Source organism: Arthrobacter sp. TMT4-20, assembly GCF_054510775.1.
The window spans coordinates 129,697-154,271 of record NZ_JBTNDW010000008.1; the positions used below are offsets into that span (position 1 = coordinate 129,697).

The following is a 24,575-nucleotide window of genomic DNA, read 5'->3' on the forward strand; positions in this document are numbered from 1 at the left end:
GTACCCTCCCGGGTTTCGGTTAGGCGGCGACCGTCTCGATGACGGGGGTGTCTTCGGTCTTCCGCGTGGCGAAGCGCTTCAGAGCCACCACAGTGAGAGCCGAAATGATGGTGCCCGCAATGATAGCCAACACAAACATAGCGACATTCCCGATGGCAAAGAAGACGAAGATGCCGCCGTGAGGTGCCTGAGAGGTGACACCGGAGCCCATTACGATGGCTCCGGTCACCGCCGAGCCGAGCATGCTGGCGGGAATGACACGCAATGGGTCAGCCGCTGCGAACGGAATCGCACCTTCGGAGATGAAGGCCGCACCCAACAACCAGGCTGCCTTGCCGTTCTCCCGCTCGGCCACTGAGAAGCGGCGGCGGTCCAGGACGGTGGCGAGTGCCATGGCCAGGGGTGGGACCATGCCGGCTGCCATTACAGCGGCCATGATCTGCCACGGCGCCTGGTTGGCGACGGCTCCCGCTCCGAGACCGGCGACGGCGAATGAGTAGGCGACCTTGTTGATTGGTCCGCCCAGGTCGATGGCCATCATGAGTCCCAGGATTACCCCAAGGAGGACCGCTGCCGCGCCGGTCATGCCGGAAAGCCAGTCGTTCAAAGCGTTGGTCAGCGAGGCGATTGGTCCGCCGAGAACCAGGATCATCAAACCTGAAGCCGCGATAGAGGCGAGTAGCGGAATGATGACCACCGGCATCAGGCTTCGGAGCCAGCGTGGCACCTTGATCCGTCCGATCATCATGGCGATGTAGCCCGCCAGCAGACCGCCGACGATGCCGCCCAGGAACCCGGCGCCCATAAAGCCTGCCACTGCGCCCGCGACAAAGCCCGGTGCGATACCTGGCCGGTCCGCCAGTGCGTAGGCAATATAGCCAGCGAGGGCCGGGATCAGGAAGCCCATCGACAGGGCTCCGATCTTGAAGAACACAGCGCCGAGGAAGACCGCAAGGCCCTCTGGTGGCAGGTTGAGCAGGGTGTACTGGGCGAGCATCGCGTCGCCGTTACCCACGCCCTCATCATTCGACAGCGCGATTTCGTAGCCGGCGAGGAGGAAGCCAAGTGCAATCAGGAGACCGCCACCTGCAACAAAGGGGATCATGTAGCTGACGCCGGTGAGAAGTGCCCGCTTGAGTTGACGCCCCACACCCTCGCCGCCGCCGTCGTCGGTCTGCTGTGACTCGGAGTCGGTTGACCCCTGCACGCGTCGTGCGTTGGGGTTGTCAGCGGCAGCGAGCGCCTCGTCGACCATGACACCGGGTTCGTCGATGCCGCGCTTGACCGGTGAGGTGATAACTGGCTTCCCGGCGAAACGGTTCCTGTCTCGCACGTCGACGTCGACAGCGAAGATCACCGCATCGGCAGCCGCGATCACCTCCGGCGGGAGGGGTGTCGCGCCAGAGGAACCCTGGGTTTCGACCTGAAGATCGACCCCGCGCTCCTTGGCTGCGGCGACCAGGGAATCGGCGGCCATATAGGTGTGGGCAATGCCGGTGGGGCACGCGGTTACGGCGACGAGCCGGCGAGGTGCCGATGGTAGGGTGCCGGTGGGCGCCGCGGTTGATTCTCCGGGAGTGCTTCCTGATGCCGCTGTGGACAGTGCGTCCGCGGACTGGGCGCTCTTGCGAGGACCGGCGTCGAGGGCACCCTGAACAAGGTCAACGATGTCCTGGGGCGTTGCCGCGGCGCGAAGGGCCGCAGTGAAATCTTTTTTGATCAGCGATCGCGCCAGTTTGGAGAGCAGCTGCAGGTGTTCCTGGTCAGCGCCGTCGGGGGCCGCGATGAAGAACACGAGATCGGCGGGGCCGTCCTTGGCGCCGAAGTCTACGGCGGGGGTAAGCCTGGCCATTGCGAGGGTGGGCTCGGTGACCGAGGTTGACCGGCAGTGGGGGATAGCGATGCCGCCCGGTATACCCGTGGCGGTCTTCTCTTCCCGGGCCAGTGCATCGGCGTAAAGTCCGTCAGCGCCGGTTGCCCTGCCGGTGGCAGCAACCTGATCCGCGAGTCGGCGGATCACCTGCTGACGGTCAGAACCCAAATCCTGATCCAGTGTGACAAGGTCGGTGGTTATCAGCTGTGCCATTGATCTTCCTCCTTTGGAAGTGGTGCATTGAGCGGTGTGTCGGTTGGTGCGTTGTGGAGGGGAAGCCGCCGAGTGGTGACGGCCTCCGGAGTCGTTTGATTGAGAGCTGGAACTGTTGAACCGGGCAGCGCAGCGGCGGCTGATCCGTGGGCCACCGCCTGGCGGAGGCTCTGTTCGGGCGTTCCGCCAGCAGTGTGTGCCAGAAGGTAGCCGGCAAGGGCCGAGTCACCCGCCCCGACGGTGGACCGCGCGGCGACCGGTGGGTGAGTCGCTTCCCATGCCTCAGCGGCGGTCACCAGAAGGGCGCCCCGTGCTCCGAGTGTCGCGAGGACAGTGCCGACTCCAGCGCCCACCAAAGCTGCCGCAGCTGAGGCAGCGAGGGTGGAGTCGGCCTCAAGGGCGTCGCCGTCGGCCACGCCGCTCAGTTCGGCAAGCTCTTCGGCGTTGGGTTTCAGCAGATCCGGCAAAACGTTTGCCGCAAGGGTGTCGATGAGGGGCGCACCGGAGGAATCGACAGCGATCAGTGGTGGGTTGTCGGGGTAGCGCGCCCTGACCGCCTGGATCACTGTCGCGTAGAACGTGGTCGGGACTCCCGGCGGGAGCGAACCGGCCAGAACCAGCCAGGCAGCGCCGGAGCATTCAGAGACCACCGTTTCCAGCAGGTGGGCAAGCTCGGTCGATCCGAGGGCCGGCCCGGGCTCATTGATTTTGGTGGTGGTGCCGTCAGGTTCCGTGAGGGTGATGTTGCTGCGCAGTGGGGTGCCGATCGGTACGTTCCGGAACGGTACGCCAGCGGCGCGGAGGCCTGCGAGCACCGGGTCGTCGGGATCTCCAGGGAGCACAGCTGTTGACGCCACGCCTGAGGCATTGAGGGCGCGGCAGACGTTGACGCCCTTGCCCCCGGATTCCTGATGCGCGTTGGTGGCACGCTGCACGCCACCGCGCATCAGTTCATCGGCAAGTTCAACAGTCCGATCGAGGCTGGGATTTACCGTCAGGGTGATGATCACGCGACCACCACCTCTACGTCGGCGTCGGCCAGAGCTGCGGCCAGGACGGAGGGGGGTGTCCGGTCGGTAACCAGGGTGTCAATGTCGGTCAGGGAAGCGAAGCCGACGAGAGTTTCCTGCTCCAGTTTCGACGCGTCCACCACCGCGATGACGCGGCGCGCCGACCTGACTATGGCGGTTTTGACTGCAGCTTCGTCGGGGTCGGGTGTGCTCAGTCCAAAGGTCGAGTGAACGCCGTTCGCCCCGATGAAGGCGATATCGGGGCGGTAGCCGTGAAAACGATCGATGGTGTGGCTCCCGACAGCGGCGCTCGTGAGGCCCCGCACCCTCCCGCCGACCAGTTCAAGGTGCAGATTGGAGGACGCAATCGACTGAGCGATGGGAACGGCGTGGGTGATGACCACGAGGTCGGCTCTGGCCTCGTGTGCCAACAGTTCGGCGAGGTGACCGGTAGTGGTGCCAGCGTCGAGGACTATTGATCCGGCGTCGGGAATCATGGCGAGGGCGGCCTTGGCGATGCGTGCCTTTTCGTTCTGATGTTGGCCTGCGCGGCTGTTCAGGCTCAATTCACTGGTGCTGCTGTAGCCACCTGTGACCGCGCCCCCATGGACCCGGCGCAACACCCCAGCATCTTCGAGCAGTGCCAGATCGCGCCGGACTGTCTCTCTGGTGATGTTAAAGCGTTCAGCTAGTTCGGCGACGCTGACGCGGCCTTCGGCTACGGCGAGTGTGGCGATCTTGCTATGGCGTTCTTCGGCGAACACTGCGGCCTCCTTGCGGCGGTGACTACCATCACAATAAATGTCTGATTGAGTGACTATATCTGTGTTTATCTTTGTTTGTCAATCATTTTTTGGCAGAAAAAAGCGCCACCGGCCCGGCCGATGGCGCTTCTCTCGGCGGGTGCTGTTAGATGCCGCCGTCGCGTGTTTCGTTTCGGGTGACTGTCTCGCCTGTATTGGGGTCCTGGACTGAACGGGATTCAGTGACCCGACGCTGACTGCGGGGTGCGTTCATTACGAGTGAAATAATGAGCCCAAGCACTCCGACACCCATCAGGATGTAGCCCACCAGAGTGAGGTCGATGAAGTCCACGACGTCAGCGACTGCGAAAGCAAGAATTGCACCCAGTGCAATAAGTACGATTGAAGAACCGATTCTCATTTGGTCTACTACTCCTTCGATAAAGGGCATCCCGCGACGAATTGGCCAGCGGGGGTGAAACTGGTGAACAGTTGGCTTTTCGGCCTTAACGTAGTGATCAGCTTACTGTTGTTCCGGTTTATGCTCGTTAACTAGTGGATTAGCGGCCGTCGCGCCGTGTCAACTGGCGAGTCAAGTGTTATCAAATCAACACCGGCGTGGCCTATTGAAAGATGGTGCACAGGGGGTTTAATGAACTCAGCACCGCTTTAATTGAAAGCTAAGCACGCTGATGAAGTAGGATGGTTGGAAGCTTGTGTAGGGACATCCTGCATTACAGCACTTTTGTTATACGTATCACTCGTAGACAAGACTCGATCACAAGGAGTACTTCATGGGTTTCTTCGCATTCCTTCTTCTAGGCCTTATCGCTGGCGCAATCGCCAAGCTCATCCTTCCCGGCAAGCAGGGTGGCGGATGGATCATCACACTCGTACTGGGTGTAGTTGGTGCCCTGCTCGGCGGCTTCATCGGCAGCGCGCTGTTCGGTGCTGACATGAACGAATTCTTCTCGCTTGAGTCATGGCTTCTCGCTATCGGCGGTGCGCTGATCGTTCTGGTTGTTTACGGCGCCATCACCGGCCGCAAGTCACGCGCGTAATTTAGACGCTGCACAACAAAGCGCCGTCGGGGAAACCCGGCGGCGTTTTTTTGTCGCAATGTATTTCCGGCCTTATGTTCCGCGTTAACCGCTTTCAAGTGAAGGAAACCAGCCATGAAACTGCCTAATCTCAATCCGGCATCCAGGATGGCCAATGGGGCGCTCTTCGACAAGGAGGGAAAACCGAAACCGGGCATCCAGCGCACCATTGAGCGAGCCATCGAGGTGCAACGGCCTCTCGTGTTGGCAAATCTGCGCCGGATGTATGCAAAGAATCCGCAGGCCACTGCAGCTGAGATAAGCGCTGACCTTGAACGCCATTATCTGGCAGTCATCACCGTCACCGGCGCAGCGGTGGGAGCAACCGCAGTGGTGCCCGCCGTCGGCACAATTGCATCTTTGGGTCTTTCAGCTGCGGCAACCGTCGGATTTCTTGAAGCCACGGCTCTGTACGCCCAATCCATTGCCGAACTTCACGGCGTCCAGACTGGAGATCCGGAACGGGCGCGGACCCTCGTGATGGCCATCCTCATGGGCGAGGAGGGCCTCGCGCTGATTCAGTCGGTGCTCCGCGGCTCGGGCAGTGGAGCGTCAGAGCACTGGGGGACGGTCCTGGGAGGAAGCGTGTCCTCACCGATTGCGCGCACCATCGGCCACAGCATCCGGAGACGCTTCGTACGTAAAATGCTGGCCAAGCAGGGCGGCGCGCTGCTGGGTAGGGCTCTCCCCTTCGGTATTGGGGCTGTCGTCGGTGGAGCCGGTAACCACATGATGGGACGGGCAGTGATTACCGCAACCGCTCAGGCTTTCGGCCCCGCACCCAGCGTGGTCCCAGGCGAGCTCCTGAAGGACCTGGATAGCTGACCAGGGGTAGCCGCTCCGTGCGCTGACCCGTGCCGGGTTACCCGAAGACGGCGTGGGCGACGCTGAAGATCAGCAGGCCAGCCAGGGAACCGACCACGGTGCCGTTGATCCTGATGAACTGCAGGTCCTTTCCAATCTGCAGTTCGATCTTCTGTGAGGTCTCGACCGCGTCCCAGCGGCCAACGGTCTCGGTGATGATTGCCGCAATGTCGCTGCGGTAGGTGCGCACCAGATAGCCCGCCCCATCGGCAATCCACCGGTTAACCTTTCCAGCCAGCTCCGCGTCCGTGGACAACCGGCGACCGAAGTCCCGGACCGCTGTCTTGAAATTGCGGGTCAGCTCGCTATCGGAGTCGTCGACAGCTTCCATCAGGGCCTTCTTGATGGTGGTCCAGGTGCGAGCCGCCAGATCGCGCACCTGGGGGTCGCCCAACACCTGCGCCTTGATGCCTTCGGCCTTGGCGATTACCACCGGGTCGTGCTGCAGGTCCTGAGCCAGGTCCTTGAGATATTTATCCAGGGCCAGCCGCACATCATGGTTGGGGTTGGTCTGAACAGCACGCATAAACTTGGTCAGCTCCACGTACACCTTGTCCCCCACGAGGCCGTCCACGAACTGGGGCACCCAGGTGGGGGATCGCTGCGAAACCAGGCCTGAGACGAGGTCATAATTGGTGTCCACCCAGTCGGCGGCACGGTCCACCAGGAGGTCCACCAGCTGATGGTGATGGCCGTCCTCGAAGATCCGCTCGGCAATTTTCCCTGCCGGCGGCCCCCAGGGTGGCGTGAGCAGGTGTTTCCGGACCATCGACTCGATCACGGATTGCACCGCATCGTCGTCGAGCACGGTGAACGCGCCCCGAATCAAGGCGGCTCCCTCAACGGCTACCCGATCCGCGCCCCCGGGAGTGGCCAGCCACGCACCCGCCTTCTGCGCGATTCCCACCGATGCCAATTTTTGTTGCACCACCGTCTCGGAGAGGAAGTTATCCTCGACAAATTGACCCAGTGACGCACCAATCTGGTCCTTCTTGCGGGGGATGATGGCTGTGTGGGGGATTTTGACGCCCATTGGATGTTTGAAGAGCGCGGTCACAGCGAACCAGTCCGCCAGGGCGCCGACCATGCCGCCTTCAGCAGCGGCGCGTACATACTGCAACCAGGGATACTGGTCCTGCAGTGCAAACGCGACAATGAAGATCAGCGCCATGACACCGAGCAGCCCGGTGGCAACCACTTTCATGCGCCGCAGCCCGGCGGCCCGTTCTGCGTCAGTGCCGGCTAGGTGAGAGCTCAAGGATCCTCCGGGGGTTACGGTGCCCCAGGCGGGTGCATCCGTCTGAGCCAGTAAAGCAGCGTATGGCCGGGTAAGTCACGCCGGGTTGGCCAATTTCGCGTACGGTAGCAGGTAGATGCTGGTTGCCGACGGGATGGGGCGTGGTGTACACAATTTTCGCCCACCGCGGTGCCAGCCACCAGTTCGCCGAACATACCCGGGCCGCTTACCTCCAGGCGCTCGCTGAGGGAACCGACGGCGTCGAATGCGATATCCACATGACGCGTGATCAGCAGCTGGTATGTATTCATGATTCCACCCTCGACAGGACCTCAAGCGGAACCGGTGACGTTGCGGACCATACGCTGCGGGAACTGCGGGATCTCGATTTTGCGTCGTGGAAGGGTGCCACCATCCCCCCTCAATATGGGGGGATCGCCGACCAGTTCCTCTCGCTGGGGGACCTGTTGGACCTGCTGTTGGCGGCAGGCCGGGACGTCTCCCTTGCCATCGAACTCAAGCACCCCAGCCCCTTTGGGCTCAAACTCGAAGAGAAGCTGATCACCTTTTTGATGCAACAGGGGTGGGATCCGGTCAGTTCAACCCTCGCCAACGTGAGTATCAGCTTCATGAGCTTCAACCCTGACTCCGTGAGGCACCTGCTCGAGAAGGTGCCGTCGCATATCGTCTGCCAGCTGGTCTCCGACGTGCGGCCCATCGAATTGCGGGCTGAGCTGCATCTGGGTGCGCTGACTGCGGCCGCGGTTATCGGACTGCTCCGCCGGGCGCTCAACGACGGAGAGCGGAACATTGATTCGCACTCGGCGGGCATGGCGGGCCCCGGGATTGACTACGTGAGGACGCATCCAGCCAGAGTGCGCCGCTGGCTGGCCGAGGGGATCCGGCTACGTGTGTGGACGGTCGACGACGCCGACGACGTCGAACTCATGCGTGAATTGGGCATCCAGGAAATCACCACCAACCGTCCCGCAGCGGTCCGTGCACAACTGGATGGCACGCGCCCGCAGCCATGACGCGAGCCGCGATGGTGGCCGCCAGGATCAGGGGAGTCCGGGGGCGGATGTGATTGAGTTGAATCATGCAATCTCCGATCGAAGACTACGCACTCGTTTCCGACATGCACACTGGCGCGCTGATTTCCAAGACCGGGAGCGTGGATTGGCTGTGCTTCCCCCGGTTTGATTCTGATTCTTTGTTCTCCGCGCTGCTGGGCGAGCAGGACCACGGTCGATGGGTGATCGCTCCCGCCCCCGGCGCAGGCTCCGCCGAGGTCGTGGAGTGGCGCTACATTGACTCCACCTTTGTGATGGCGACCCGCTGGCACACCGACGCCGGGGACGTCCAGGTCACCGACTTCATGCCGGTCGGCGACCGCCGCGCGTCCTTGGTGCGGAGGATTCAAGGGCTGAGCGGCACTGTGCCGATGCGCCAGGAACTGGTGGTCCGTTTCGGCTACGGCAAGATCCTCCCCTGGGTCAGCAGGCAAACTGATGAAAGCGGCGAGGCCATCTCGGCGATTGCGGGCCCCGACGCCCTGGCGCTGCGTGGTGAGCACCTGCCGCACGCCTCCCACCGCCGACACGAAGGCGAGTTCACTGTTGCCGCAGGCGAAACCGTCGACCTCGAACTTGTCTGGTACCCCTCCTACCGGCCCATGCCCGAGCCCATCAACGTCGATATCGCTCTCCGGGAAACGATTGATTACTGGGCTGGTTGGGCCGCCAGCTTTGAGCAGCAGGGGGAGTACGATCCCATCGTCAAACGCTCGCTGCTCGTCCTGCGAGCACTGACACACGAGGACACCGGCGGGATTGTGGCTGCCCCCACCACCTCGCTGCCCGAGCACTTCGGCGGCGCCCGGAACTGGGACTACCGGTTCTGCTGGCTGCGCGACGCGGCGCTCACTCTTGAGGCGATGATGACCCACGGGTACCAGGAGGAGGCGCTGGAATGGCGCAACTGGCTGCTGCGTGCCGTTGCCGGCGACCCGGAGGACCTGCAGATCATGTACGGCGTTGGTGGGGAGCGCGAGCTGCCGGAGAAGATCCTCCATCACCTGCCCGGTTACGAAGGGTCCACGCCGGTCCGGGTTGGCAATGGGGCCGTCGACCAGTACCAGGCAGACGTCGTCGGCGAGGTCATGGTGGTGCTGGAGAAGCTCCGTAACAGGGGAGTGCTGGAGGACAGCTTTTCCTGGCCCCTGCAGCGCGCCCTGCTGAGCTTCGCCGAGAACCATTTCGACGATCCCGATCACGGCATCTGGGAGATGCGCGGTGAGCTGAAGTACTTCACCCATTCCCGCGTGATGATGTGGGCCGCATTCGATCGCGGAGTGCGAGCCGTTCGTGAGCATGGGCTTGAAGGCCACGCAGAACGCTGGGCGGAACTTCGTGACCGGCTTCGCGAAAACATCCTGGAAAAGGGTTTCGACACCACTATCAACTCCTTCACTCAGACCTACGGCAGCCCCGAGGTTGACGCTTCCCTGCTGCAGCTCCCGCAGGTTGGCTTCCTGGACTACGACGATCCCCGGATGCTCGGCACCGTGGCCCGATTGGAGAAAGAGCTGGCCAACGAACAAGGGCTGCTGCTGAGGTACCGCACCGAAGCCGGTATGGACGGACTGGAACCGGGCGAACACCCCTTCCTCGCCTGCTCCTTCTGGCTGGTGGAACAGTACGCCAGGTCCGGCAGGATCGATGATGCCAAGCGGCTGATGAACCAGTTGGTGGGCTATGCCAACGGCCTGGGCCTGCTCGCCGAGGAATACGACACCGATAGTTTACGGATGGCTGGCAATTACCCGCAGGCCTTCTCGCACCTGGCCTTGGTGCGTGCCGCCGATGCCATTCATGGGGTGCACAGCGGCTCGTTCTAGGGCGTCCATCGCCGAAATCTCCACGAAAAAGTGCCGGCCCCGCAGGTTCGCTGTTACGCAACAGCGGCTCTGCGGGGCCGGCACTTTTCTGCTCCAGACGGCCTTTAACTAGGGGCGGATGATCACCTTGATGCAGCCGTCCTGCTTCTTCTGGAACTTCTCGTAGGCGGCTGGCGCCTCGTCGATGCCGATGGTGTGGGTCATCAGATCCATCACACCCAGCGGATCGGAGGGGTCCTCGACGATGGGCAGCAGTTCGTCGGTCCAGTTGCGCACGTTGCATTGCCCCATGCGGGTCTGGATCTGCTTGTCGAACATGTTCAGCAGTGGCATGGGGCTTGCTGTTCCGCCGTAGACGCCGCTGAGGGAGATGGTTCCGCCGCGGCGTACCGAGTCAATCGCAGCGTGCAGGACCGTGAGACGGTCGACCCCGGCGGTTTCCATTGCCTTCTTGGCGAGGGCTTCTGGGAGCATGTTGACCGCGTTCTGGGCAAAGGCGCCCAGTGGGGAGTCGTGGGATTCCATGCCGACGGCGTCCACTACCGCGTCCGGGCCGCGCCCGTCGGTCATTTCCCGCAGCTCGTCGCCGATATCTTTCGTGAAGTCGAGGGTCTCAATGCCGTGGCGTTCAGCCATGGCACGTCGTTCCGCGACAGGCTCGACGGCGATGACCCGCTGTCCGAAATGGCGTCCGATCCGTGCGGCGAACTGCCCCACCGGCCCGAGACCGAAGACGGCGAGGGTGCCGCCGTCTGGCACGTCCGCGTACTTCACGCCCTGCCATGCAGTGGGGAGGATGTCAGAGAGGTACAGGTACCGCTCGTCAGGTAGTTCGTGGCCGACCTTGACCGGCCCGTAGTCGGCGTGGGGGACGCGCAGGAATTCCGCCTGGCCACCGGGCACCGAACCGTAGAGTTCGGAGAAGCCGAGCAGGCTGGCCCCGGAACCCTGTTCGCGGACCTGAGTGGTTTCACACTGCGACTGCAGCCCGCGGACACACATCCAGCAGTGACCACAGGAAATGTTGAACGGGATCACGACGCGGTCTCCGGGGCGCAGGTTGGTAACGGCGCTACCAACCTCCTGGACTATCCCCATTGGCTCGTGACCCAACACATCGTTCTTGTGCATGTAGGGGGTCAACACTTCGTACAAGTGCAGGTCGGACCCGCAGATTGCCGAGGAGGTGATGCGGACGATCGCGTCGGTGGGTTCCTGGATGACGGGATCCGGGACTTGTTCAACGCTGACGGTGCGACGGCCTTGCCATGTCACTGCCTTCATGATGCACACTCCAGTTAGTAGTAAGTAAGCTGACTATCTTTAGTATTGCTCTGATTGACCCGGATTGAAAGCCAAGTGGCCGATTGCCCGCCGGGGCCCTACGCTGACTTGGTGAAATATCTGCAGTCGCCCGCCGTTCGGGTTGGTCTCTCAATCTCGGTCGCCACGGGGCTGTACGGGCTTTCTTTCGGTGCGCTGTCAGTCACCTCGGGCTTCGACATCTGGCAGACCATGGCCTTGAGCCTGCTGCTGTTCAGTGGCGGCTCGCAATTTGCCTTCATCGGGGTGGTGGGAGGCGGCGGCACCGGGGCCGCGGCGATGACTGCCGCCTCGCTGCTGGGAATCCGTAATGCGGTGTATGGCATGCAAATGAACGCGCTGGTGCGGCCCACCGGCTGGCGACGGTTCGTGGCCGCGCAGGTCACCGTCGACGAGTCGGCAGCTACCGCGAGCGGGCAGACCGATCCGGACGAACGACGACGGGGGTTCTGGAGCGCGGGAATCGGTGTGTTCGTGTTGTGGAACATGTTCACCGTCGCCGGTGCGCTGCTCGGCGGCGCGCTGGGCGACCCGGCGCGCTGGGGCCTCGATGGTGCAGCAGTCGCCGCATTCCTGGGCCTGCTCTGGCCGCGGCTCCGAACCAGGGAGCCGGCCGCCATCGCTGTGGTCTGCGCGCTGGTCACGGTAGCGGTCGTCCCCGTGGTTGCCCCCGGGCTGCCCATCCTGATTGCCGCCGCGGTGGCCGGCGCAATCGGCTGGTTTGGACATGGACCCCCGGATGAAGGTATGGAACCCGACATTGACCCCTACGCGGAGGAGAGAGAGCACCGATGAACCTGTGGTTCTGGATACTGCTGGCCTGCGCGCTTGCATTTCTCACCAAACTCGCTGGCTATCTGGTTCCGGCCCGGTGGATGGATAACCCGCGGATGTCCCGGGTTGCCGGCACCCTGACCATTGGGCTCCTCGCATCGCTCACGGCCGTCAACACGTTCGCCTCGGGGCAGCAACTGGCCCTCGACGCCAGGATTGTGGCCTTGGCCGCTGCCGCGGTTGCGCTGCTGCTGCGCGCGCCATTCCTCGTGGTTGTTGTTGCCGGTGCAGTGGCGGCGGCGTTGGCGCGGCTTGCTGGGATGCCCTGAACCGGCGACAAGGTCAGCGTCCGACGACGACGGCGGCGGTCGCCTCCGCGATTGCTGCCTCTTCGTCGGTGGGCACAACGAGCACGGGGAACGCAGACTCCTCCGTGCTGATCTGGCGGGGGGCCGAGCTCTTCTTACGGTTCTCGGCGTCGTCGAGGTGGACGTTGAGCGCGCCCAATCTGTTGACCACGCGCTCGCGGAACTGCCAGGAGTTCTCGCCGATGCCGGCGGTGAACACCAGCGCCTGGGCGCCGCCGACGGCCACGTGATATCCGCCGATGTACTTGGCGAGGCGGTAAGACGCGAGGTCAAGGGCTAGCTCGGCCCTGACATCCCCGGCAGCCGCTGACTCCACGACTGAACGCATGTCGTTCTGCCCGGTCAACCCTTTCAGGCCGGATTCGCGGTTGAGGAGCTGGTCGAGATCATCGGCCGAGTAGCCTTCCCTGCTCAGGAACAGCAGGATCGATGGGTCGATGTCGCCGGAGCGGGTCCCCATCACCAGGCCCTCCAACGGTGTGAACCCCATGGAGGTGTCGATGCTGGCTCCCGACCTGACTGCGGTGATGGAAGCACCATTGCCCAGGTGGGCAATGATTCCGGTGAACTCGGAGGGCGCCAACCCCAGCAGGGCGGCTGCGTGGTGGGCGACATAGCCAATTGAGGTGCCGTGGAAACCATAGCGGCGGATCCCGAACCTGGTGTACAGCTCGTCGGGGACTGCATACCGCCAGGCTGGTTCGGGCAGGGTGCGGTGGAAGGCCGTATCAAAGACCGCGACCTGCGGCATGTTGGGCCATTTGGCGGTTATCGCCCGGATGCCCTGAACGTTTGCCGGATTGTGGAGGGGCGCCAAGGGGCTGAGGCGTTCAATGGATCTCGTGATCTCGTTGTCCACCAGGACCGGTTCGCTGAACCGTTCGCCGCCGTGCACCACCCGGTGGCCGACGGCGTCAATGCCCTGTCCCTGCAGCGCTACTTCAACATCGGCCGTCACCCGGTCAAGTGCCTCCTGGTGGTCGGCTGGACCGCCGTGGGTGGGATCGCCGATCCGCTCCACGGTGCCTTCGGCTAACCGTTCGCTGGATCCGGTGTCGCGTACCTGATACTTCAGCGATGATGAGCCCGAGTTGATGACAAGAATGATCATGGTGCCTCCTGCCTGAAACTCTACTGGAGGCTGCTGACGTCGTGCGGTGGCGTCCTTCAGCAGGCGACTGGTGCACCAGCAAACACCCATTTCCGATGTAGGTGGATGGCAAGTCGAGTAGCATCGGCGTATGGAAGCTACCGAGGTGGTCCGGCGGTATTGGTCGGCGGTGTGGAGCCGGGACTGGAACGCTGTTGGACGAACACTTGCCGACAACGTGGAGGTCTTCTGGCCCGTCACGCGCGAAATCATCCGTGGCAAGGACAACCTAGTTGCGGTGAATTCAGAGCATCCGAACGGCTGGAGCATTGACGTGTTAAATGTTTACGACGCTGGCGACGTCGTCGTGTCCGAGGTACAGGTGCCTCAGGAGGACGTTGGCATCTTCCGTGTTGTCTCAATTTGGACCGTCGCCGACGGCGTTATCATTTCAGGCCGCGAATACTGGACCCTCTACGGCGGGGAGGAAGGCCGCGACTGGCGGCGCAAATACAGCACCGTTGGCGACATTCCCTCCTGAGATCAGCGTCCGGTAAGCCGAACCAGTCGATCGCCTTTGCCAATCACTCTCCGGTGTCCTGCGCCTGGACGGCGGTGATTGCCACAGTGTTGACGATATCTTCAACGGTGCAGCCGCGGGAAAGGTCATTGACCGGCTTCCGGAGGCCCTGCAGCACCGGCCCCACAGCCACGGCGCCCGCCGACTGCTGGACTGCCTTGTACGTGTTGTTGCCCGTGTTGAGGTCGGGGAAGATGAAGACGGTAGCCTGACCGGCGACCGATGATCCGGGAAGCTTCGACTTCGCGACCGAGGCGTCGACGGCGGCGTCGTACTGGATCGGGCCCTCCACTGGAAGCTCTGGCCGCAATTCCCGCACCAGCTCAGTGGCTCGGCGTACTTCGTCCACTGCGCCGCCTGAACCTGATTCGCCGGTCGAGTAGGAAAGCATGGCCACCCGTGGATCCACGCCGAACTGCTCAGCGGTCTCCGCCGAGGCCACCGCAATATCGGCGAGCTGCTCGTCGTTGGGATTGGGGTTGACGGCGCAGTCGCCGTAGACCAGTACGCGGTCGCTCAGCAGCATCAAGAAGACCGAGGACACGATCTTTACACCCTCCTTGGTCTTCACGAACTCCAGCGCCGGCCGAATGGTGTTGGCGGTGGTGTGCGCCGCCCCAGAGACCATGCCATCCACTTTCCCGAGCTGCACCATCATGGTTCCGAAGTATGCGCCTTCGAGCATACGTTCCCGGGCATTCTCGATTGACACGCCCTTGTGGGACCGCAGCCGCACGTACTCGGCGGCGAACTCTTCGCGCAAATCGGACGTCGCCGGATCAACGAGGGTGAGCCCGGACAGGTCGATGCCCTGCCCCGCTGCGAGCTCGCGGATCTTCGTCTCTGGCCCGAGAATGGTCAGATCGCAGACGTCCCGGCGGTGAAGGATCTCGGCGGCCCGAAGGATCCTCAGGTCCTCCCCCTCGGGGAGAACGATGTGGCGACGCTGGGACCGTGCCCGCTCGATCAGGTCGTGTAGGAACCGCAGCGGCGTCATGGTGAGCGCCCGGGGGAGTTCAAGCCGCTCAAGAAGCTCCTTCTCATCGACCTGGCGGGCCCAGGCGCCGAGGGCCGCCGCCGCCTTGCGCTTCAACCCGGTCGCAATTTCCCCGCGCACCTCACTGACCCGCCGTGCTGCGGTGTACGTGTCATCGTCGAGTGCAAAAACGGGGAAGGGCGCTTGCGCCAGCAGGGAAAGGATCGTGGAATCAGGGGCGAGACCACCGGTGAGGATCAGACCGGAGGGCACGGGGAATTCCGGTGAGAAGGAGGACGCAAGGGTTGCCACCATGACGTCGGCCCGATCTCCGGGGACGATCACCAGGGCCCCGTCGGTGAGCTTATGAAGAAAGTTTCCGACGTTCATAGCGGCGACCTTAATCGACGCGACGTCCCGTTCAAGGGTGGGGCTACCCGCAATCTGCCGGGCCCCGAGCGCGCGGGCCACCTCGCCGACGGTGGGCCGGGAAATCTCCGCAAGTTCCGGAATGACATACACGGGACGCCCGGACCGCCCGGGGCGGACCTGCGAGCTGATCTCAGCGACGGCGTCGTCCGCCGCCCGGTTGACCATCATCGCCAGCAGCGAAACCTGCGCGGCGTCCAGTTCGCGGCGGGCGACGTCGACGGCGTCGGCCGCTTCGGACACGGACATCTCCTTGGCGTTCACAACCGCCAGCACCATGGCGCCGAGATTGTTGGCGAGCCGAGCGTTCAGGTCGAACTCGAGCGGGGCGTCGTGCCCGCTGAGGTCGGTGCCTTCGACGATGATGACGTCGCAGTCCCGCGCGATCTCGCTGTAAATAGCGACGCACCGGGTGTCGATTTCTTCCCGCTGGCCTTTGACCAGGAGGGCCCGCGCCTCGGTGCGGGTGAGACCGCCGCGGGCGCGTGCCGGCGGAAGATCGAATGAGCGCTGCATCAGGTTGACCATCGGGTCCGCTTCCACGTCATCGCCTTCAACGATGGGCCTGAAGAACCCGACCCGGTCCGAATGCCGGTGGAGCATGTCCGCCAACCCCAGAGAGATGAGGGACTTACCTGAGCCTTCAGTCATGGCACTGACATATATTCCGCGAGTCATTGCCCCATCCTGCCAAACGGTGGACGACCTAGCCATGACGGCGGGCACATCCGGAGATTTTATCTCGCTGGCTCAGCACCAATCTTGCTGCAACCCCTTCCGCTGGGGTGCCGATATGCCAGACTTGGACCATGCTTGTAGCCTTCTCAGTTGCCCCAGCCGGAACCGGTGCCACCACGGCGGAGAACGCGGATGGTTCGGTCCACGACGCAGTGGCCGAAGCCGTCAGGATTGTCCGCGACTCGGGCCTGCCCAACCAGACGGATTCCATGTTCACCACGATCGAGGGTGAGTGGGATGAGGTGATGGACGTGATCAAGCGGGCCACCGCAGCAGTCGGCAAGTACGGCAGCCGCGTCTCACTGGTATTGAAGGCGGACATCCGCCCAGGCTATTCGGGTGAGCTGACCGGAAAAGTGGAACGCCTCGAGCAGGCCATTGACGAGATGGACGAGTACCAGGGCCATTCATGACTGGGTGGGCCGCCGTCGAACGTTATCTGGTGGACACGGTGGTCCACCCGGATGAGGCGCTGACCGGGGCAGTTGACGCGACGGCCGCTGCGGGGATGCCCGCCATCGAAGTCACCCCCACGCAGGGGAAATTCCTGATGCTGCTGGCACGGATTCAGGGCGCACGGCGAATCCTCGAAATTGGCACCCTCGGCGGATTCAGCACCATCTGGCTGGCCCGGGGCGTGCCCGACGACGGTCTAATCGATACCTGCGAGTACGAGCAGGCCCACGCCGAGGTGGCCCGCCAGAACCTGGATCAGGCCGGTGAGGGCCATAAGGTCACCATCCACGTGGGTGCAGCGCTCGACACCCTTCCCACTCTGACCGGACCCTACGACCTGTTCTTCATTGATGCCGACAAAGCGAACAACCCGCGTTACCTGGACTGGGCGATCAGGTTGTCCCGGCCAGGCAGCGTGATCGTCCTCGACAACGTGGTGCGCGGCGGAACCATCCTTGAAACGAACGGTGATGACGCGGTGCGGGGCACCCGGGAAGCGCTGGAACTGCTGGGCAGCCACCCCCAACTGGAGGCAACCGCTATCCAGACCGTCGGGTCCAAGGACTGGGACGGGTTTGCGGTGGCCGTGGTCGTTGCCGCCGCGGCATAAACTGGGCGGGTGATTTTTTCCATCCGCCGGGCGTCGCCCGACGACGCAGAAACCTACTCCCGCACCCACCTGCAGGGCCTGCACGAGACCTATGCGCGGATCATGCCACCCCAGTTTCACGCGCACTACGACGCCGAACTGCCTGCCCTGATCGCCAAGCGGCGGGCTGCGCTCGAGGCCGGTGCCTCCAGCTGGGTGGCGTTCGACGAGGCTGGGACGGCCGTGGGCATCGCAACGTCGGGGCCGGGCCGGGATGAGGATCGTCCCGACTTCGAGTTGCACCACATTTACACCCTCGCCGCGTCCCACGGCACCGGGTTGGGCCAGCGGCTTTTGGATACCGCCATCGAAAACCGGGCCGCCTACCTGTGGATTCTCAACGGGAACCCGCGGGCCGAACGCTTCTATCGGCGGAACGGCTTCGAGCCGGACGGCACGGACACTCTCTGCGGGCCCACCTGGCACCACCGGCCGATGTTCCGGATGCACCGCCAGTAATGGTGGCCGTCCGGGCGGCTAGCATGGCACCTATGCCCATATTCCTGGTTCGGCGCGCCCTTCCCGACGACGACGAACTCCTCGGAGTGGCGCTCGCCCGCTCAACCCGGGATGCCGGCATGATCGCCGACTGGCTGACCACTTCTAAGGTGGGGCGGCAGTAATGGGACGGCAGAGACCGGCCCGGCCCGGCGACCCGAAGGCCCAGCCCGATCAGGCCGACTCAGGACCGGTTGCCGGAACCTACGACATTGACACCGGCACCTGCGAAGTGGAACCCGACCCGTTCAACCCCAACGGCTGGATCCTCAAGGTCAACGGAGTACCCAGTTCGCACATCGATCTCAGCGACCCGTTGCGCCTGGACTTCGAATACATGAGGTGGATCGCGGCACTGGTCGAATCCCAGCGACGCGACGGCGGGCCCCTGCGGGCGCTCCACCTCGGCGGCGGAGCCTGTTCGCTGGCGCGGTACTTCGCCGCATCGGTGCCGGAGGCTCGTCAGGTGGTGGTGGAACTCGATGGCAGACTTGCCGGGTTGGTGCGGGACTGGTTTGACCTCCCGCGTGCCCCGCTGGTGCGCATCAGGGTGGGCGAAGCCCGCGAGGTAACGGAATCCCTCACCGCCGGAAGCCGCGATCTGATCATCCGCGATGTTTTTGCGGGCAGCAAAACCCCACGGCCGTTGACCACCCTTGAGTTCACCCAGCACGCCAAGAGGGTGCTCAGTGAAAACGGCCTCTATCTGGTCAACTGCGGTGACTCACCGGACCTCGCCGGCGCCCGCCGGGAGGCGGCCACCATCGGTGAGGCATTTTCTTACACTGCAGTGATCGCTGACCCAGCCATGCTGAAGGGACGACGGTATGGCAACGTCATCATCGCCGGCAGCGAGACACCACTGGATCAGGATCCGGGGCTGGCTCGCGTGTTGCTGGGCGGGGGAGTACCAGCTCAGGTGTGGGACGACGCCCGGGTGCGGAAGTTCAGCAACGGCGCGCAGGTCCTCCACGATCAGTGACCCTGCAGCCGGGCGAAGGTAGTCAGAACCGGATCGCGGATCTGCCCAGCAGGTGATCTTCGTAGGCTGCAGTAGCATCGCGGAGGGCCGCAACAACCACAGCTACGGCTGGCTGCCGCAGTGAATCCGGTCTGGCGACCAGCCAGTAGCCGAGCCGCTCGGCGATCTCGGCAGGAAGAAGACGGACCAGATCATCATGCCGGTCTGCCATGAAACAGGGCAGGAGCCCAATCCCGGCGCCAGCCCGGGTAGCCTCCACATGGACAAAGACATTGGTGGAACTGAGCGAATCCTTCATGGTCGGCAGTAACCGCCGAGGGGTGTCGAGACTGTCCACCTGCAGCATCGAATCAATGAAGTAGACCAACTGGTGCTCAGCTGCCTCGACGACACTGCGCGGGGTGCCCCATTCGGACAGGTACTCCCGGGAGGCGTAGAGGCCCAGCATGTATTCACCCAACCGGAACGCCTCAGCGCGATGCACCTGAGGTTCACCGACCACCACCTCAAGATCGAGTCCGCTGCGGGTCTGCGAGGCGCGGCGAGTGGCGGCGACTATCTCGACGGACAGTCGGGGATGCTCCCGCCGCAGCCTGGCGAACGCTGGCGCGGCGATGTAGGCGCTGAATCCGTCGGTGGCGCTCATCCGGACGACGCCGGCTACCGGGGCGTCGTCGTCGCCGTCGGCCAACCCATTCACCGCTGATGCGACCCGCTCAGCTGCGGCGACCGCTCGAAAACCCAACTCGGTGAGCTCCCACCCACCGCTGGCCCGAACCAGGACATGACCGCCGAGGCTTTTCTCCAGGGCAGCGATCCGCCGGGACACAGTCGTGTGGTTCAGCTCCAGCGCCTCGGCGGCAGTAGTGAACCGGCCGCTGCGGGAGACGGTCAACAGAATCAACAGGTCGCTGGGGTTGGGAAAGCTCATATCTGCATTTTCGCAGTATCGAGGTGCGGAGTTGGTCATTGAAGCGGTCAACATCTGCAGCAATACTCAATGAGGTTGTTCCTGGGGTGACGCCTGTCACAGTACCCAGTAGGCATAGTGTCACCGTCGACACAGAAGGAGAAAGCCATGAGCGTCAATCAACGCTCCACCCAGTCCGGCCCGCAGGGAACCCCGGGGCGCGACCGTACCGACGAGTCAGGTCTGAAAAAAGTTGTCGCAGCCTCGATGGTCGGGACAGTTGTCGAATGGTACGAGTTTTTCCTCTACGCCACCGCCGCCACCCTGGTCTTCGCGGTGGTGTTCTTCCCCAACGCGGCGACCCCGCTCGATGGGATCATCGCAGCGTTCCTGACCTACGCCGTCGGCTTCATCGCCCGTCCGCTCGGCGGGATCTTCTTCGGCCAGATTGGAGACAAGCTCGGCCGCAAGCACACCCTCCAGGTGACCATCATCCTGGTCGGTGTAGCGACCTTCCTGATGGGCTGCCTTCCGGGCTACAACACGATCGGGTACTGGGCTCCGGCCCTGCTGGTAGTCCTGCGCTTCGTGCAGGGCTTCGCCGTCGGCGGTGAATGGGGTGGCGCCGTTCTGCTGGTTGCCGAGCACAGCCCCAACAAGTCCCGCGGGTTCTGGGCCAGTTGGCCGCAGGCGGCTGTTCCCGTCGGCAACCTCCTGGCAACCGTGGTTCTGCTGACCATGTCGTTCATCCTTCCCGAAGACGAATTTCTGGCCTGGGGCTGGCGGGTAGCGTTCTGGCTATCAGCGGTCATCGTGGTCATTGGTTACTACATCCGGACGCACGTCAGTGAAGCGCCGATCTTCCTTGAGGCACGTGAACAGGTTGAGCGCGAGAAGTCGATCAACTACGGGGTCCTCGAGGTAGTTAAGAAATACCCCAGGGGAATCCTGGGCGCCATGGGCTTGCGCTTTGCCGAGAATATTCTTTACTACATCATCGTCAGCTTCTCGATCGTCTACCTGAAGACCGTCCATGAATACGACACCAGCCAGCTCCTCCTCGCGCTGCTGATCGCCCACGTGGTCCACTTCCTGGTGATTCCCCAGGTGGGCCGGCTGTCTGATCGTTTCGGCCGCAAACCTGTCTACCTTGCCGGGGCGATTCTCGGCGCCACCTGGGCATTCTTCGCCTTCCCGATGTTTGACACCCAGAACCCAGTGATCATCATCCTGGCCGTCACCATCGGCCTGTGCTTCCACGCACTGATGTACGCGGGACAGCCAGCCATCATGGCTGAAATGTTCCCCACCCGCATGCGGTATTCGGGGGTTTCCCTCGGCTACCAGGTGACATCGATTATTGCCGGGTCGATGGCGCCGATCATCGCGACGACCATCCTTCAGGAGACCGGTTCCTGGGTGGGGGTTGCGCTCTACGTCCTGGGTGCGTGTGTGGTGACCGGCATCGCCGTCGTCACCCTAAAGGAAACCAAAGGAATCTCACTGCGCGACGTCGACGCCGCGGACGCGGAGCGCCACGGCATCCCGGTTCCGAACGGTACTGCCTGATGGCATCCACACAGGTGAAGGTGCCGGCCCAGCCACCGACCCAGCGGACGGTTGAGGCGGCGCGTCCGGGCAGAACTACCGGCGAGCAGCCGCTCGCCGGGCGCCGGGCGCTCGTGACCGGCGGTGCCAGCGGGATCGGAGCGGCTACCGTCCGGGCGTTTGCCGCTCAGGGTGCGCACGTGACCGTCGCGGACCGCGATGGTGACGGCGCCGCCGCGCTGGCCGAGGAAGTGAATGGCGAATCGTGGACCGTGGACCTGCTGAGTACCGGGGAGCTTGAGGACCTCAGCCTCGACGTCGACATCCTCGTCAACAACGCCGGTATCCAGGCGGTACAGCCAATCCACAAGTTTGACCCAGCCGACTTCCGACGGATCCACACGCTGATGTTGGAGGCACCCTTCCTGCTGATCCGAGCCGCGCTGCCCGCGATGTACGACAGAGGCTTCGGCCGGATCATTAACCTGTCCTCAATCCACGGGCTGCGGGCGTCGCCGTTCAAGGCGGCCTACGTGTCGGCGAAGCACGGGTTGGAGGGCTTGTCCAAGGTGACGGCGCTGGAGGGTGGCGAGTACGGCGTCACCAGTAACTGCGTGAACCCCGGATATGTCCGCACCCCGCTGGTCGAAAACCAGATCACTGACCAGGCGCGTCTGCACGGGATCTCCGAGGAAGACGTGCTGTCCACCATCATGCTCACGGAAAGTGCCATCAAACGGATGGTCGAACCGGAAGAAGTGGCAGCTCTGGTGTGCTGGCTGGCGTCCGACGTGGCAGGCATGGTGACTGGTTCGTCGTATGTGATGGACGGGGGCTGGTCCGCGCGCTGACGGTCAGCCTGGGCTGGCCTCTACCGCGGGACCAGCCCAGTACTATCGCAGACCCAGCGCCAGTTCGATCGGTCCAATACCGAAAAACACCACAAATGCGCCCGCCACAACCCACATCAGGGGGTGAATTTCCCGGGCTCGACCCTGGAAAGTGCGGACCAGCACATAGGCAATGAACCCGGCGCCCAGGCCGTTGGCAATCGAGTATGTGAACGGCATCAGGATGAAGGTCAGGAACGCGGGGATCGCAACCCCCCAGTCCTGCCAGTCGATGCGGCCTACCTGTGCCACCATCATGAACCCGACGACGACGAGCGCCGGCGCCACGGCTTCGAACGGCACCAGGGAGATCAGGGGGGTGAAGAACATCGCCAGCAGGAACAGCACGCCGGTGACGATGTTGGCGATACCGGTGCGGGCGCCTTCACCGATACCAGCTCCCGATTCGACGTAGATCTGGTTTGAGGACACCGACCCGGCACCGCCGGCGACGGCGCCGAGGGCATCGACCACCAGGACCCGGTTGACGCCGGGAATGTTGCCCTTCTTGTCCACGAGCTTTGCCTCGTTGGCGAGGCCCACCATGGTGCCCATGGCGTCGAAGAAGATGCTCAACAGGATGGTGAACGTGAGCAGCAGGGCCGCGGTCGCCCCGATGGTGCTGAAGGCGCCGAACAGGCTCACGTTGCCGATCAGTGACAGATCAGGAACTCCCACCCAGGCCCCGGTCGGAAGTTCGGGGACCACCAGGGACCAGCCCTGAGCGTTGGTTCCGTCCGGGCCAACGCTTGGCCCGACGTCGGCCACTGCTTCAATGCTGACGGCGAGAATGGTTGACGCAATGACACCGATCAGGATCCCGCCTCGCACCTTGCGGACCACCAACGCGATGGTCAGAATCAGACCGAAGACAAACACCAGGGTGGGCCAGCCCAGCAGTGCCCCTTCGAAACCGAGACCCACTGGCACTGTGGTTTGAGCGACATCCGGCACCCGCCTGACGAATCCAGCATTGACGAGTCCGATGAGCGCGATGAAGAGGCCGATACCGACCACAATTGCGGTTTTGAGGCTTTCAGGGACTGCGTTGAATACTGCGGTCCGGAATCCGGTGAGAACCAGGATGAGCATGGTGAGGCCAGCCAGCATCACTAGACCCATGACCTGCGGCCAGGTGAGTTCAGGGTTGGTGGCGACGGTGATGGCCACGAAGGCGTTGACGCCGAGGCCGGTCGCGAGGGCAAACGGGTACTTGGCCCAGGCGCCCATCACGATGGTCAGGATTCCTGCGACCAATGCCGTCACGGCTGCGACCCGTTCGAAGCCCAGCTCGGCGCCCGATGAATCGGCCCCGGCAAGGATCAGCGGGTTGAGGACAACGATGTAGCTCATGGCGAAGAAAGTTGCCACTCCGCCGCGGATCTCCCGGGACATAGTGCTACCGCGGTGGGTTACTTCGAAATAGCGGTCCAGTACGGAACCCTTTTTGAGCATGGTCATTCCTCGAACGGTGGGGGGTGTGGTCTGCGGATCGAGTCTATCCGCTCGACGCCGGGTGCACCGCTTCTCCCAGCGTGCTGACAGGCCCGCCACGTAGAGTTGACACATGAGTACTACCTACCCCGCTGCACGCTCCGTCGTCGATCATTCGTTCCTGAGGATCGCCGCCCTACTGGCCGCGATGTTGCTGGTGGCCTTGATGGCTGTCCTCGGGTCCGCCCCGGCAGCCAATGCCCATGACGAGATGACCGGCAGCACCCCTGAGCCAGGGGCGAGCGTCGAGATGCTTCCCGAGGTGGTGGAGTTGACCTTCTCCAATGTGCCGTCGGGGATTGGGTCGGAGGTCGAGGTCCTCGACGCAAACGGCGAGAATTGGGCCGAAGGTGACGTGGCAATCATTGACCGGGTGGCCAGCCAGCCGCTCCGCGCTGATGCGCCAGCGGGTGAATACACAGTGAACTGGCGGGTAGTCTCCTCGGATTCCCATCCCATTGAAGGCACCTTCGCGTTCACCGCGACGGCGGGCGGGGCCGCGCAGCCCTCGGTCGCCGCTGCCAACACCCAGGGGCCAATTGAAATCGAGGAGTCAGAGCAGGCTGCACAGGGTGATTTCCCGTGGAGCATCGTGGTGATGGTCGTGGTCCTGATCGCGCTGGCCGTGGTCCTGGCCGTAACCGCCCGGAAGAAGCTACGTCAAGGCGCCGACGCTTAGCTCTGCTGTGAAGTTGTAGGGCCAAAATTCATTCGCAAAAGCCATCATTCTTACCGGAGCTTATTAGGTCGCTATTTGCATTGCTGTCGGCAAACGGGCGCCCTCGTATATAACGAAAGAACATCGATTCGCTGGCATGAATCAGCCGGCTACTTCTTCTTCAAAAATCCCTGAGTTCATCGGGATCGGACGCCCTCCGACGGTTCGGGTCGGCCCTGAAGCAGCGTGCCTGGAAGTCGGTCTTGAGGTGCC

Annotated in this window: 25 protein-coding genes; 15 read left to right on the forward strand and 10 right to left on the reverse strand. The window is 63.3% G+C overall.

Translation table 11 applies throughout. The features are described 5' to 3' along the window. Nucleotides 1-19 precede the first annotated feature (19 nt). From ACX80Z_RS09710 to ACX80Z_RS09725, 4 genes are all read right to left on the reverse strand, one after another. Nucleotides 20-2,086 (reverse strand): PTS fructose transporter subunit IIABC, encoded by a 2,067-nt coding sequence (locus ACX80Z_RS09710; RefSeq protein ID WP_459315709.1) that lies wholly within the window; start codon nucleotides 2,084-2,086, stop codon nucleotides 20-22. Next, nucleotides 2,074-3,096 carry a 1-phosphofructokinase family hexose kinase gene (locus ACX80Z_RS09715; RefSeq protein WP_019483947.1) on the reverse strand — a complete coding sequence of 341 codons (1,023 nt, stop codon included), beginning with the start codon at nucleotides 3,094-3,096 and terminating at the stop codon, nucleotides 2,074-2,076. The genes ACX80Z_RS09710 and ACX80Z_RS09715 overlap by 13 nt, the downstream gene beginning before the upstream one ends. Continuing rightward, nucleotides 3,093-3,860 (reverse strand): DeoR/GlpR family DNA-binding transcription regulator, encoded by a 768-nt coding sequence (locus tag ACX80Z_RS09720; RefSeq protein ID WP_459315710.1) that lies wholly within the window; start codon nucleotides 3,858-3,860, stop codon nucleotides 3,093-3,095. The genes ACX80Z_RS09715 and ACX80Z_RS09720 overlap by 4 nt, the downstream gene beginning before the upstream one ends. Nucleotides 3,861-4,005: 145 nt before the next feature. Continuing rightward, complete coding sequence (locus ACX80Z_RS09725) at nucleotides 4,006-4,260, reverse strand: DUF6458 family protein (protein WP_019483945.1); 255 nt, start codon at nucleotides 4,258-4,260, stop codon at nucleotides 4,006-4,008. A gap of 373 nt (nucleotides 4,261-4,633) precedes the next feature. Here ACX80Z_RS09725 and ACX80Z_RS09730 point away from each other — a divergent pair, with 373 nt between their 5' ends. Continuing rightward, a complete protein-coding gene (locus tag ACX80Z_RS09730; protein ID WP_459315711.1) occupies nucleotides 4,634-4,900 on the forward strand; it encodes a GlsB/YeaQ/YmgE family stress response membrane protein in 267 nt (88 codons plus the stop codon). 114 nt (nucleotides 4,901-5,014) lie between these two features. Further along, nucleotides 5,015-5,764 carry a hypothetical protein gene (locus ACX80Z_RS09735; protein WP_019483942.1) on the forward strand — a complete coding sequence of 250 codons (750 nt, stop codon included), beginning with the start codon at nucleotides 5,015-5,017 and terminating at the stop codon, nucleotides 5,762-5,764. A gap of 37 nt (nucleotides 5,765-5,801) precedes the next feature. Here the strand turns inward: ACX80Z_RS09735 and ACX80Z_RS09740 are convergent, their stop codons facing one another. Next, nucleotides 5,802-7,007 (reverse strand): DUF445 domain-containing protein, encoded by a 1,206-nt coding sequence (locus tag ACX80Z_RS09740; RefSeq protein WP_459315768.1) that lies wholly within the window; start codon nucleotides 7,005-7,007, stop codon nucleotides 5,802-5,804. Between the two features lie 194 nt (nucleotides 7,008-7,201). Here ACX80Z_RS09740 and ACX80Z_RS09745 point away from each other — a divergent pair, with 194 nt between their 5' ends. After that, nucleotides 7,202-8,074, forward strand: a complete 873-nt coding sequence (locus tag ACX80Z_RS09745; RefSeq protein ID WP_459315713.1) for a glycerophosphodiester phosphodiesterase — start codon at nucleotides 7,202-7,204, stop codon at nucleotides 8,072-8,074. A 65-nt stretch (nucleotides 8,075-8,139) separates the two neighbouring features. Next, nucleotides 8,140-9,939 carry a glycoside hydrolase family 15 protein gene (locus ACX80Z_RS09750; RefSeq protein WP_459315715.1) on the forward strand — a complete coding sequence of 600 codons (1,800 nt, stop codon included), beginning with the start codon at nucleotides 8,140-8,142 and terminating at the stop codon, nucleotides 9,937-9,939. Nucleotides 9,940-10,047: 108 nt separating this feature from the next. Here the strand turns inward: ACX80Z_RS09750 and ACX80Z_RS09755 are convergent, their stop codons facing one another. Further along, on the reverse strand, nucleotides 10,048-11,223 hold the full coding sequence (locus tag ACX80Z_RS09755; protein ID WP_459315716.1) for a zinc-dependent alcohol dehydrogenase: 1,176 nt from the start codon (nucleotides 11,221-11,223) through the stop codon (nucleotides 10,048-10,050). Nucleotides 11,224-11,334: 111 nt separating this feature from the next. Between ACX80Z_RS09755 and ACX80Z_RS09760 the strand changes: the two genes are divergently transcribed. Both ACX80Z_RS09760 and ACX80Z_RS09765 read left to right on the forward strand, forming a co-directional pair. Continuing rightward, nucleotides 11,335-12,057 (forward strand): AzlC family ABC transporter permease, encoded by a 723-nt coding sequence (locus ACX80Z_RS09760; protein WP_459315717.1) that lies wholly within the window; start codon nucleotides 11,335-11,337, stop codon nucleotides 12,055-12,057. Next, nucleotides 12,054-12,365 (forward strand): AzlD domain-containing protein, encoded by a 312-nt coding sequence (locus tag ACX80Z_RS09765; RefSeq protein WP_019483936.1) that lies wholly within the window; start codon nucleotides 12,054-12,056, stop codon nucleotides 12,363-12,365. Before ACX80Z_RS09760 ends, ACX80Z_RS09765 begins: the two co-directional genes overlap by 4 nt. A gap of 13 nt (nucleotides 12,366-12,378) precedes the next feature. On the opposite strand, the gene ACX80Z_RS09770 is transcribed toward ACX80Z_RS09765, so the two are convergent. After that, entirely contained in the window at nucleotides 12,379-13,515 is a 1,137-nt protein-coding gene (locus ACX80Z_RS09770) for an acetate/propionate family kinase (protein WP_459315718.1), read from the reverse strand. A gap of 130 nt (nucleotides 13,516-13,645) precedes the next feature. Between ACX80Z_RS09770 and ACX80Z_RS09775 the strand changes: the two genes are divergently transcribed. Then, nucleotides 13,646-14,035 (forward strand): nuclear transport factor 2 family protein, encoded by a 390-nt coding sequence (locus tag ACX80Z_RS09775; RefSeq protein ID WP_459315720.1) that lies wholly within the window; start codon nucleotides 13,646-13,648, stop codon nucleotides 14,033-14,035. Nucleotides 14,036-14,078: 43 nt separating this feature from the next. Here the strand turns inward: ACX80Z_RS09775 and pta are convergent, their stop codons facing one another. Further along, complete coding sequence (gene pta, locus ACX80Z_RS09780; protein ID WP_459315722.1) at nucleotides 14,079-16,157, reverse strand: phosphate acetyltransferase; 2,079 nt, start codon at nucleotides 16,155-16,157, stop codon at nucleotides 14,079-14,081. 131 nt (nucleotides 16,158-16,288) lie between these two features. Between pta and ACX80Z_RS09785 the strand changes: the two genes are divergently transcribed. The 5 genes from ACX80Z_RS09785 to ACX80Z_RS09805 are packed head-to-tail and all read left to right on the forward strand — an operon-like array spanning nucleotide 16,289 to nucleotide 18,802. Continuing rightward, complete coding sequence (locus tag ACX80Z_RS09785; protein ID WP_459315724.1) at nucleotides 16,289-16,630, forward strand: thiamine-binding protein; 342 nt, start codon at nucleotides 16,289-16,291, stop codon at nucleotides 16,628-16,630. Continuing rightward, nucleotides 16,627-17,283, forward strand: coding sequence for an O-methyltransferase (locus tag ACX80Z_RS09790; RefSeq protein WP_459315726.1), 657 nt, complete (start codon nucleotides 16,627-16,629; stop codon nucleotides 17,281-17,283). Before ACX80Z_RS09785 ends, ACX80Z_RS09790 begins: the two co-directional genes overlap by 4 nt. A gap of 9 nt (nucleotides 17,284-17,292) precedes the next feature. Beyond that, entirely contained in the window at nucleotides 17,293-17,781 is a 489-nt protein-coding gene (locus ACX80Z_RS09795) for a GNAT family N-acetyltransferase (RefSeq protein ID WP_459315728.1), read from the forward strand. A gap of 32 nt (nucleotides 17,782-17,813) precedes the next feature. After that, a complete protein-coding gene (locus ACX80Z_RS09800; protein ID WP_459315729.1) occupies nucleotides 17,814-17,945 on the forward strand; it encodes a hypothetical protein in 132 nt (43 codons plus the stop codon). After that, nucleotides 17,945-18,802: a spermidine synthase gene (locus ACX80Z_RS09805; RefSeq protein ID WP_459315731.1), complete on the forward strand. Its 858-nt coding sequence runs from the start codon at nucleotides 17,945-17,947 to the stop codon at nucleotides 18,800-18,802. The genes ACX80Z_RS09800 and ACX80Z_RS09805 overlap by 1 nt, the downstream gene beginning before the upstream one ends. A gap of 22 nt (nucleotides 18,803-18,824) precedes the next feature. On the opposite strand, the gene ACX80Z_RS09810 is transcribed toward ACX80Z_RS09805, so the two are convergent. Further along, nucleotides 18,825-19,733, reverse strand: coding sequence for a LysR family transcriptional regulator (locus ACX80Z_RS09810; RefSeq protein ID WP_459315732.1), 909 nt, complete (start codon nucleotides 19,731-19,733; stop codon nucleotides 18,825-18,827). Nucleotides 19,734-19,880: 147 nt separating this feature from the next. Here ACX80Z_RS09810 and ACX80Z_RS09815 point away from each other — a divergent pair, with 147 nt between their 5' ends. Further along, nucleotides 19,881-21,281 carry an MFS transporter gene (locus ACX80Z_RS09815; protein ID WP_459315733.1) on the forward strand — a complete coding sequence of 467 codons (1,401 nt, stop codon included), beginning with the start codon at nucleotides 19,881-19,883 and terminating at the stop codon, nucleotides 21,279-21,281. Then, a complete protein-coding gene (locus tag ACX80Z_RS09820) occupies nucleotides 21,281-22,111 on the forward strand; it encodes a 3-hydroxybutyrate dehydrogenase (RefSeq protein ID WP_459315735.1) in 831 nt (276 codons plus the stop codon). Before ACX80Z_RS09815 ends, ACX80Z_RS09820 begins: the two co-directional genes overlap by 1 nt. 42 nt (nucleotides 22,112-22,153) lie before the next feature. Here ACX80Z_RS09820 and ACX80Z_RS09825 read toward each other — a convergent pair whose 3' ends face one another. Beyond that, entirely contained in the window at nucleotides 22,154-23,605 is a 1,452-nt protein-coding gene (locus ACX80Z_RS09825; RefSeq protein ID WP_019483924.1) for an NCS2 family permease, read from the reverse strand. A gap of 112 nt (nucleotides 23,606-23,717) precedes the next feature. On the opposite strand from ACX80Z_RS09825, the gene ACX80Z_RS09830 reads away from it, so the two are divergent. Beyond that, a complete protein-coding gene (locus ACX80Z_RS09830; protein ID WP_459315736.1) occupies nucleotides 23,718-24,323 on the forward strand; it encodes a copper resistance CopC family protein in 606 nt (201 codons plus the stop codon). The last annotated feature ends 252 nt before the right edge of the window (nucleotides 24,324-24,575 follow it).

Bases quoted from the DNA above. Each gene is read 5' to 3' on its own strand.
- ACX80Z_RS09730 (WP_459315711.1), top strand. From the start codon at position 4,634: ATGGGTTTCTTCGCATTCCTTCTTCTAGGCCTTATCGCTGGCGCAATC.
- ACX80Z_RS09765 (WP_019483936.1), top strand. From the start codon at position 12,054: ATGAACCTGTGGTTCTGGATACTGCTGGCCTGCGCGCTTGCATTTCTC.
- ACX80Z_RS09735 (WP_019483942.1), top strand. From the start codon at position 5,015: ATGAAACTGCCTAATCTCAATCCGGCATCCAGGATGGCCAATGGGGCG.
- ACX80Z_RS09775 (WP_459315720.1), top strand. From the start codon at position 13,646: ATGGAAGCTACCGAGGTGGTCCGGCGGTATTGGTCGGCGGTGTGGAGC.
- ACX80Z_RS09805 (WP_459315731.1), top strand. From the start codon at position 17,945: ATGGGACGGCAGAGACCGGCCCGGCCCGGCGACCCGAAGGCCCAGCCC.
- ACX80Z_RS09820 (WP_459315735.1), top strand. From the start codon at position 21,281: ATGGCATCCACACAGGTGAAGGTGCCGGCCCAGCCACCGACCCAGCGG.
- ACX80Z_RS09825 (WP_019483924.1), bottom strand. From the start codon at position 23,605: ATGCTCAAAAAGGGTTCCGTACTGGACCGCTATTTCGAAGTAACCCAC.
- ACX80Z_RS09725 (WP_019483945.1), bottom strand. From the start codon at position 4,260: ATGAGAATCGGTTCTTCAATCGTACTTATTGCACTGGGTGCAATTCTT.
- ACX80Z_RS09710 (WP_459315709.1), bottom strand. From the start codon at position 2,086: ATGGCACAGCTGATAACCACCGACCTTGTCACACTGGATCAGGATTTG.
- ACX80Z_RS09770 (WP_459315718.1), bottom strand. From the start codon at position 13,515: ATGATCATTCTTGTCATCAACTCGGGCTCATCATCGCTGAAGTATCAG.
- ACX80Z_RS09750 (WP_459315715.1), top strand. From the start codon at position 8,140: ATGCAATCTCCGATCGAAGACTACGCACTCGTTTCCGACATGCACACT.
- ACX80Z_RS09740 (WP_459315768.1), bottom strand. From the start codon at position 7,007: ATGAAAGTGGTTGCCACCGGGCTGCTCGGTGTCATGGCGCTGATCTTC.
- ACX80Z_RS09815 (WP_459315733.1), top strand. From the start codon at position 19,881: ATGAGCGTCAATCAACGCTCCACCCAGTCCGGCCCGCAGGGAACCCCG.
- ACX80Z_RS09830 (WP_459315736.1), top strand. From the start codon at position 23,718: ATGAGTACTACCTACCCCGCTGCACGCTCCGTCGTCGATCATTCGTTC.
- ACX80Z_RS09755 (WP_459315716.1), bottom strand. From the start codon at position 11,223: ATGAAGGCAGTGACATGGCAAGGCCGTCGCACCGTCAGCGTTGAACAA.
- ACX80Z_RS09810 (WP_459315732.1), bottom strand. From the start codon at position 19,733: ATGAGCTTTCCCAACCCCAGCGACCTGTTGATTCTGTTGACCGTCTCC.
- ACX80Z_RS09800 (WP_459315729.1), top strand. From the start codon at position 17,814: ATGCCCATATTCCTGGTTCGGCGCGCCCTTCCCGACGACGACGAACTC.
- pta (WP_459315722.1), bottom strand. From the start codon at position 16,157: ATGACTCGCGGAATATATGTCAGTGCCATGACTGAAGGCTCAGGTAAG.
- ACX80Z_RS09790 (WP_459315726.1), top strand. From the start codon at position 16,627: ATGACTGGGTGGGCCGCCGTCGAACGTTATCTGGTGGACACGGTGGTC.
- ACX80Z_RS09785 (WP_459315724.1), top strand. From the start codon at position 16,289: ATGCTTGTAGCCTTCTCAGTTGCCCCAGCCGGAACCGGTGCCACCACG.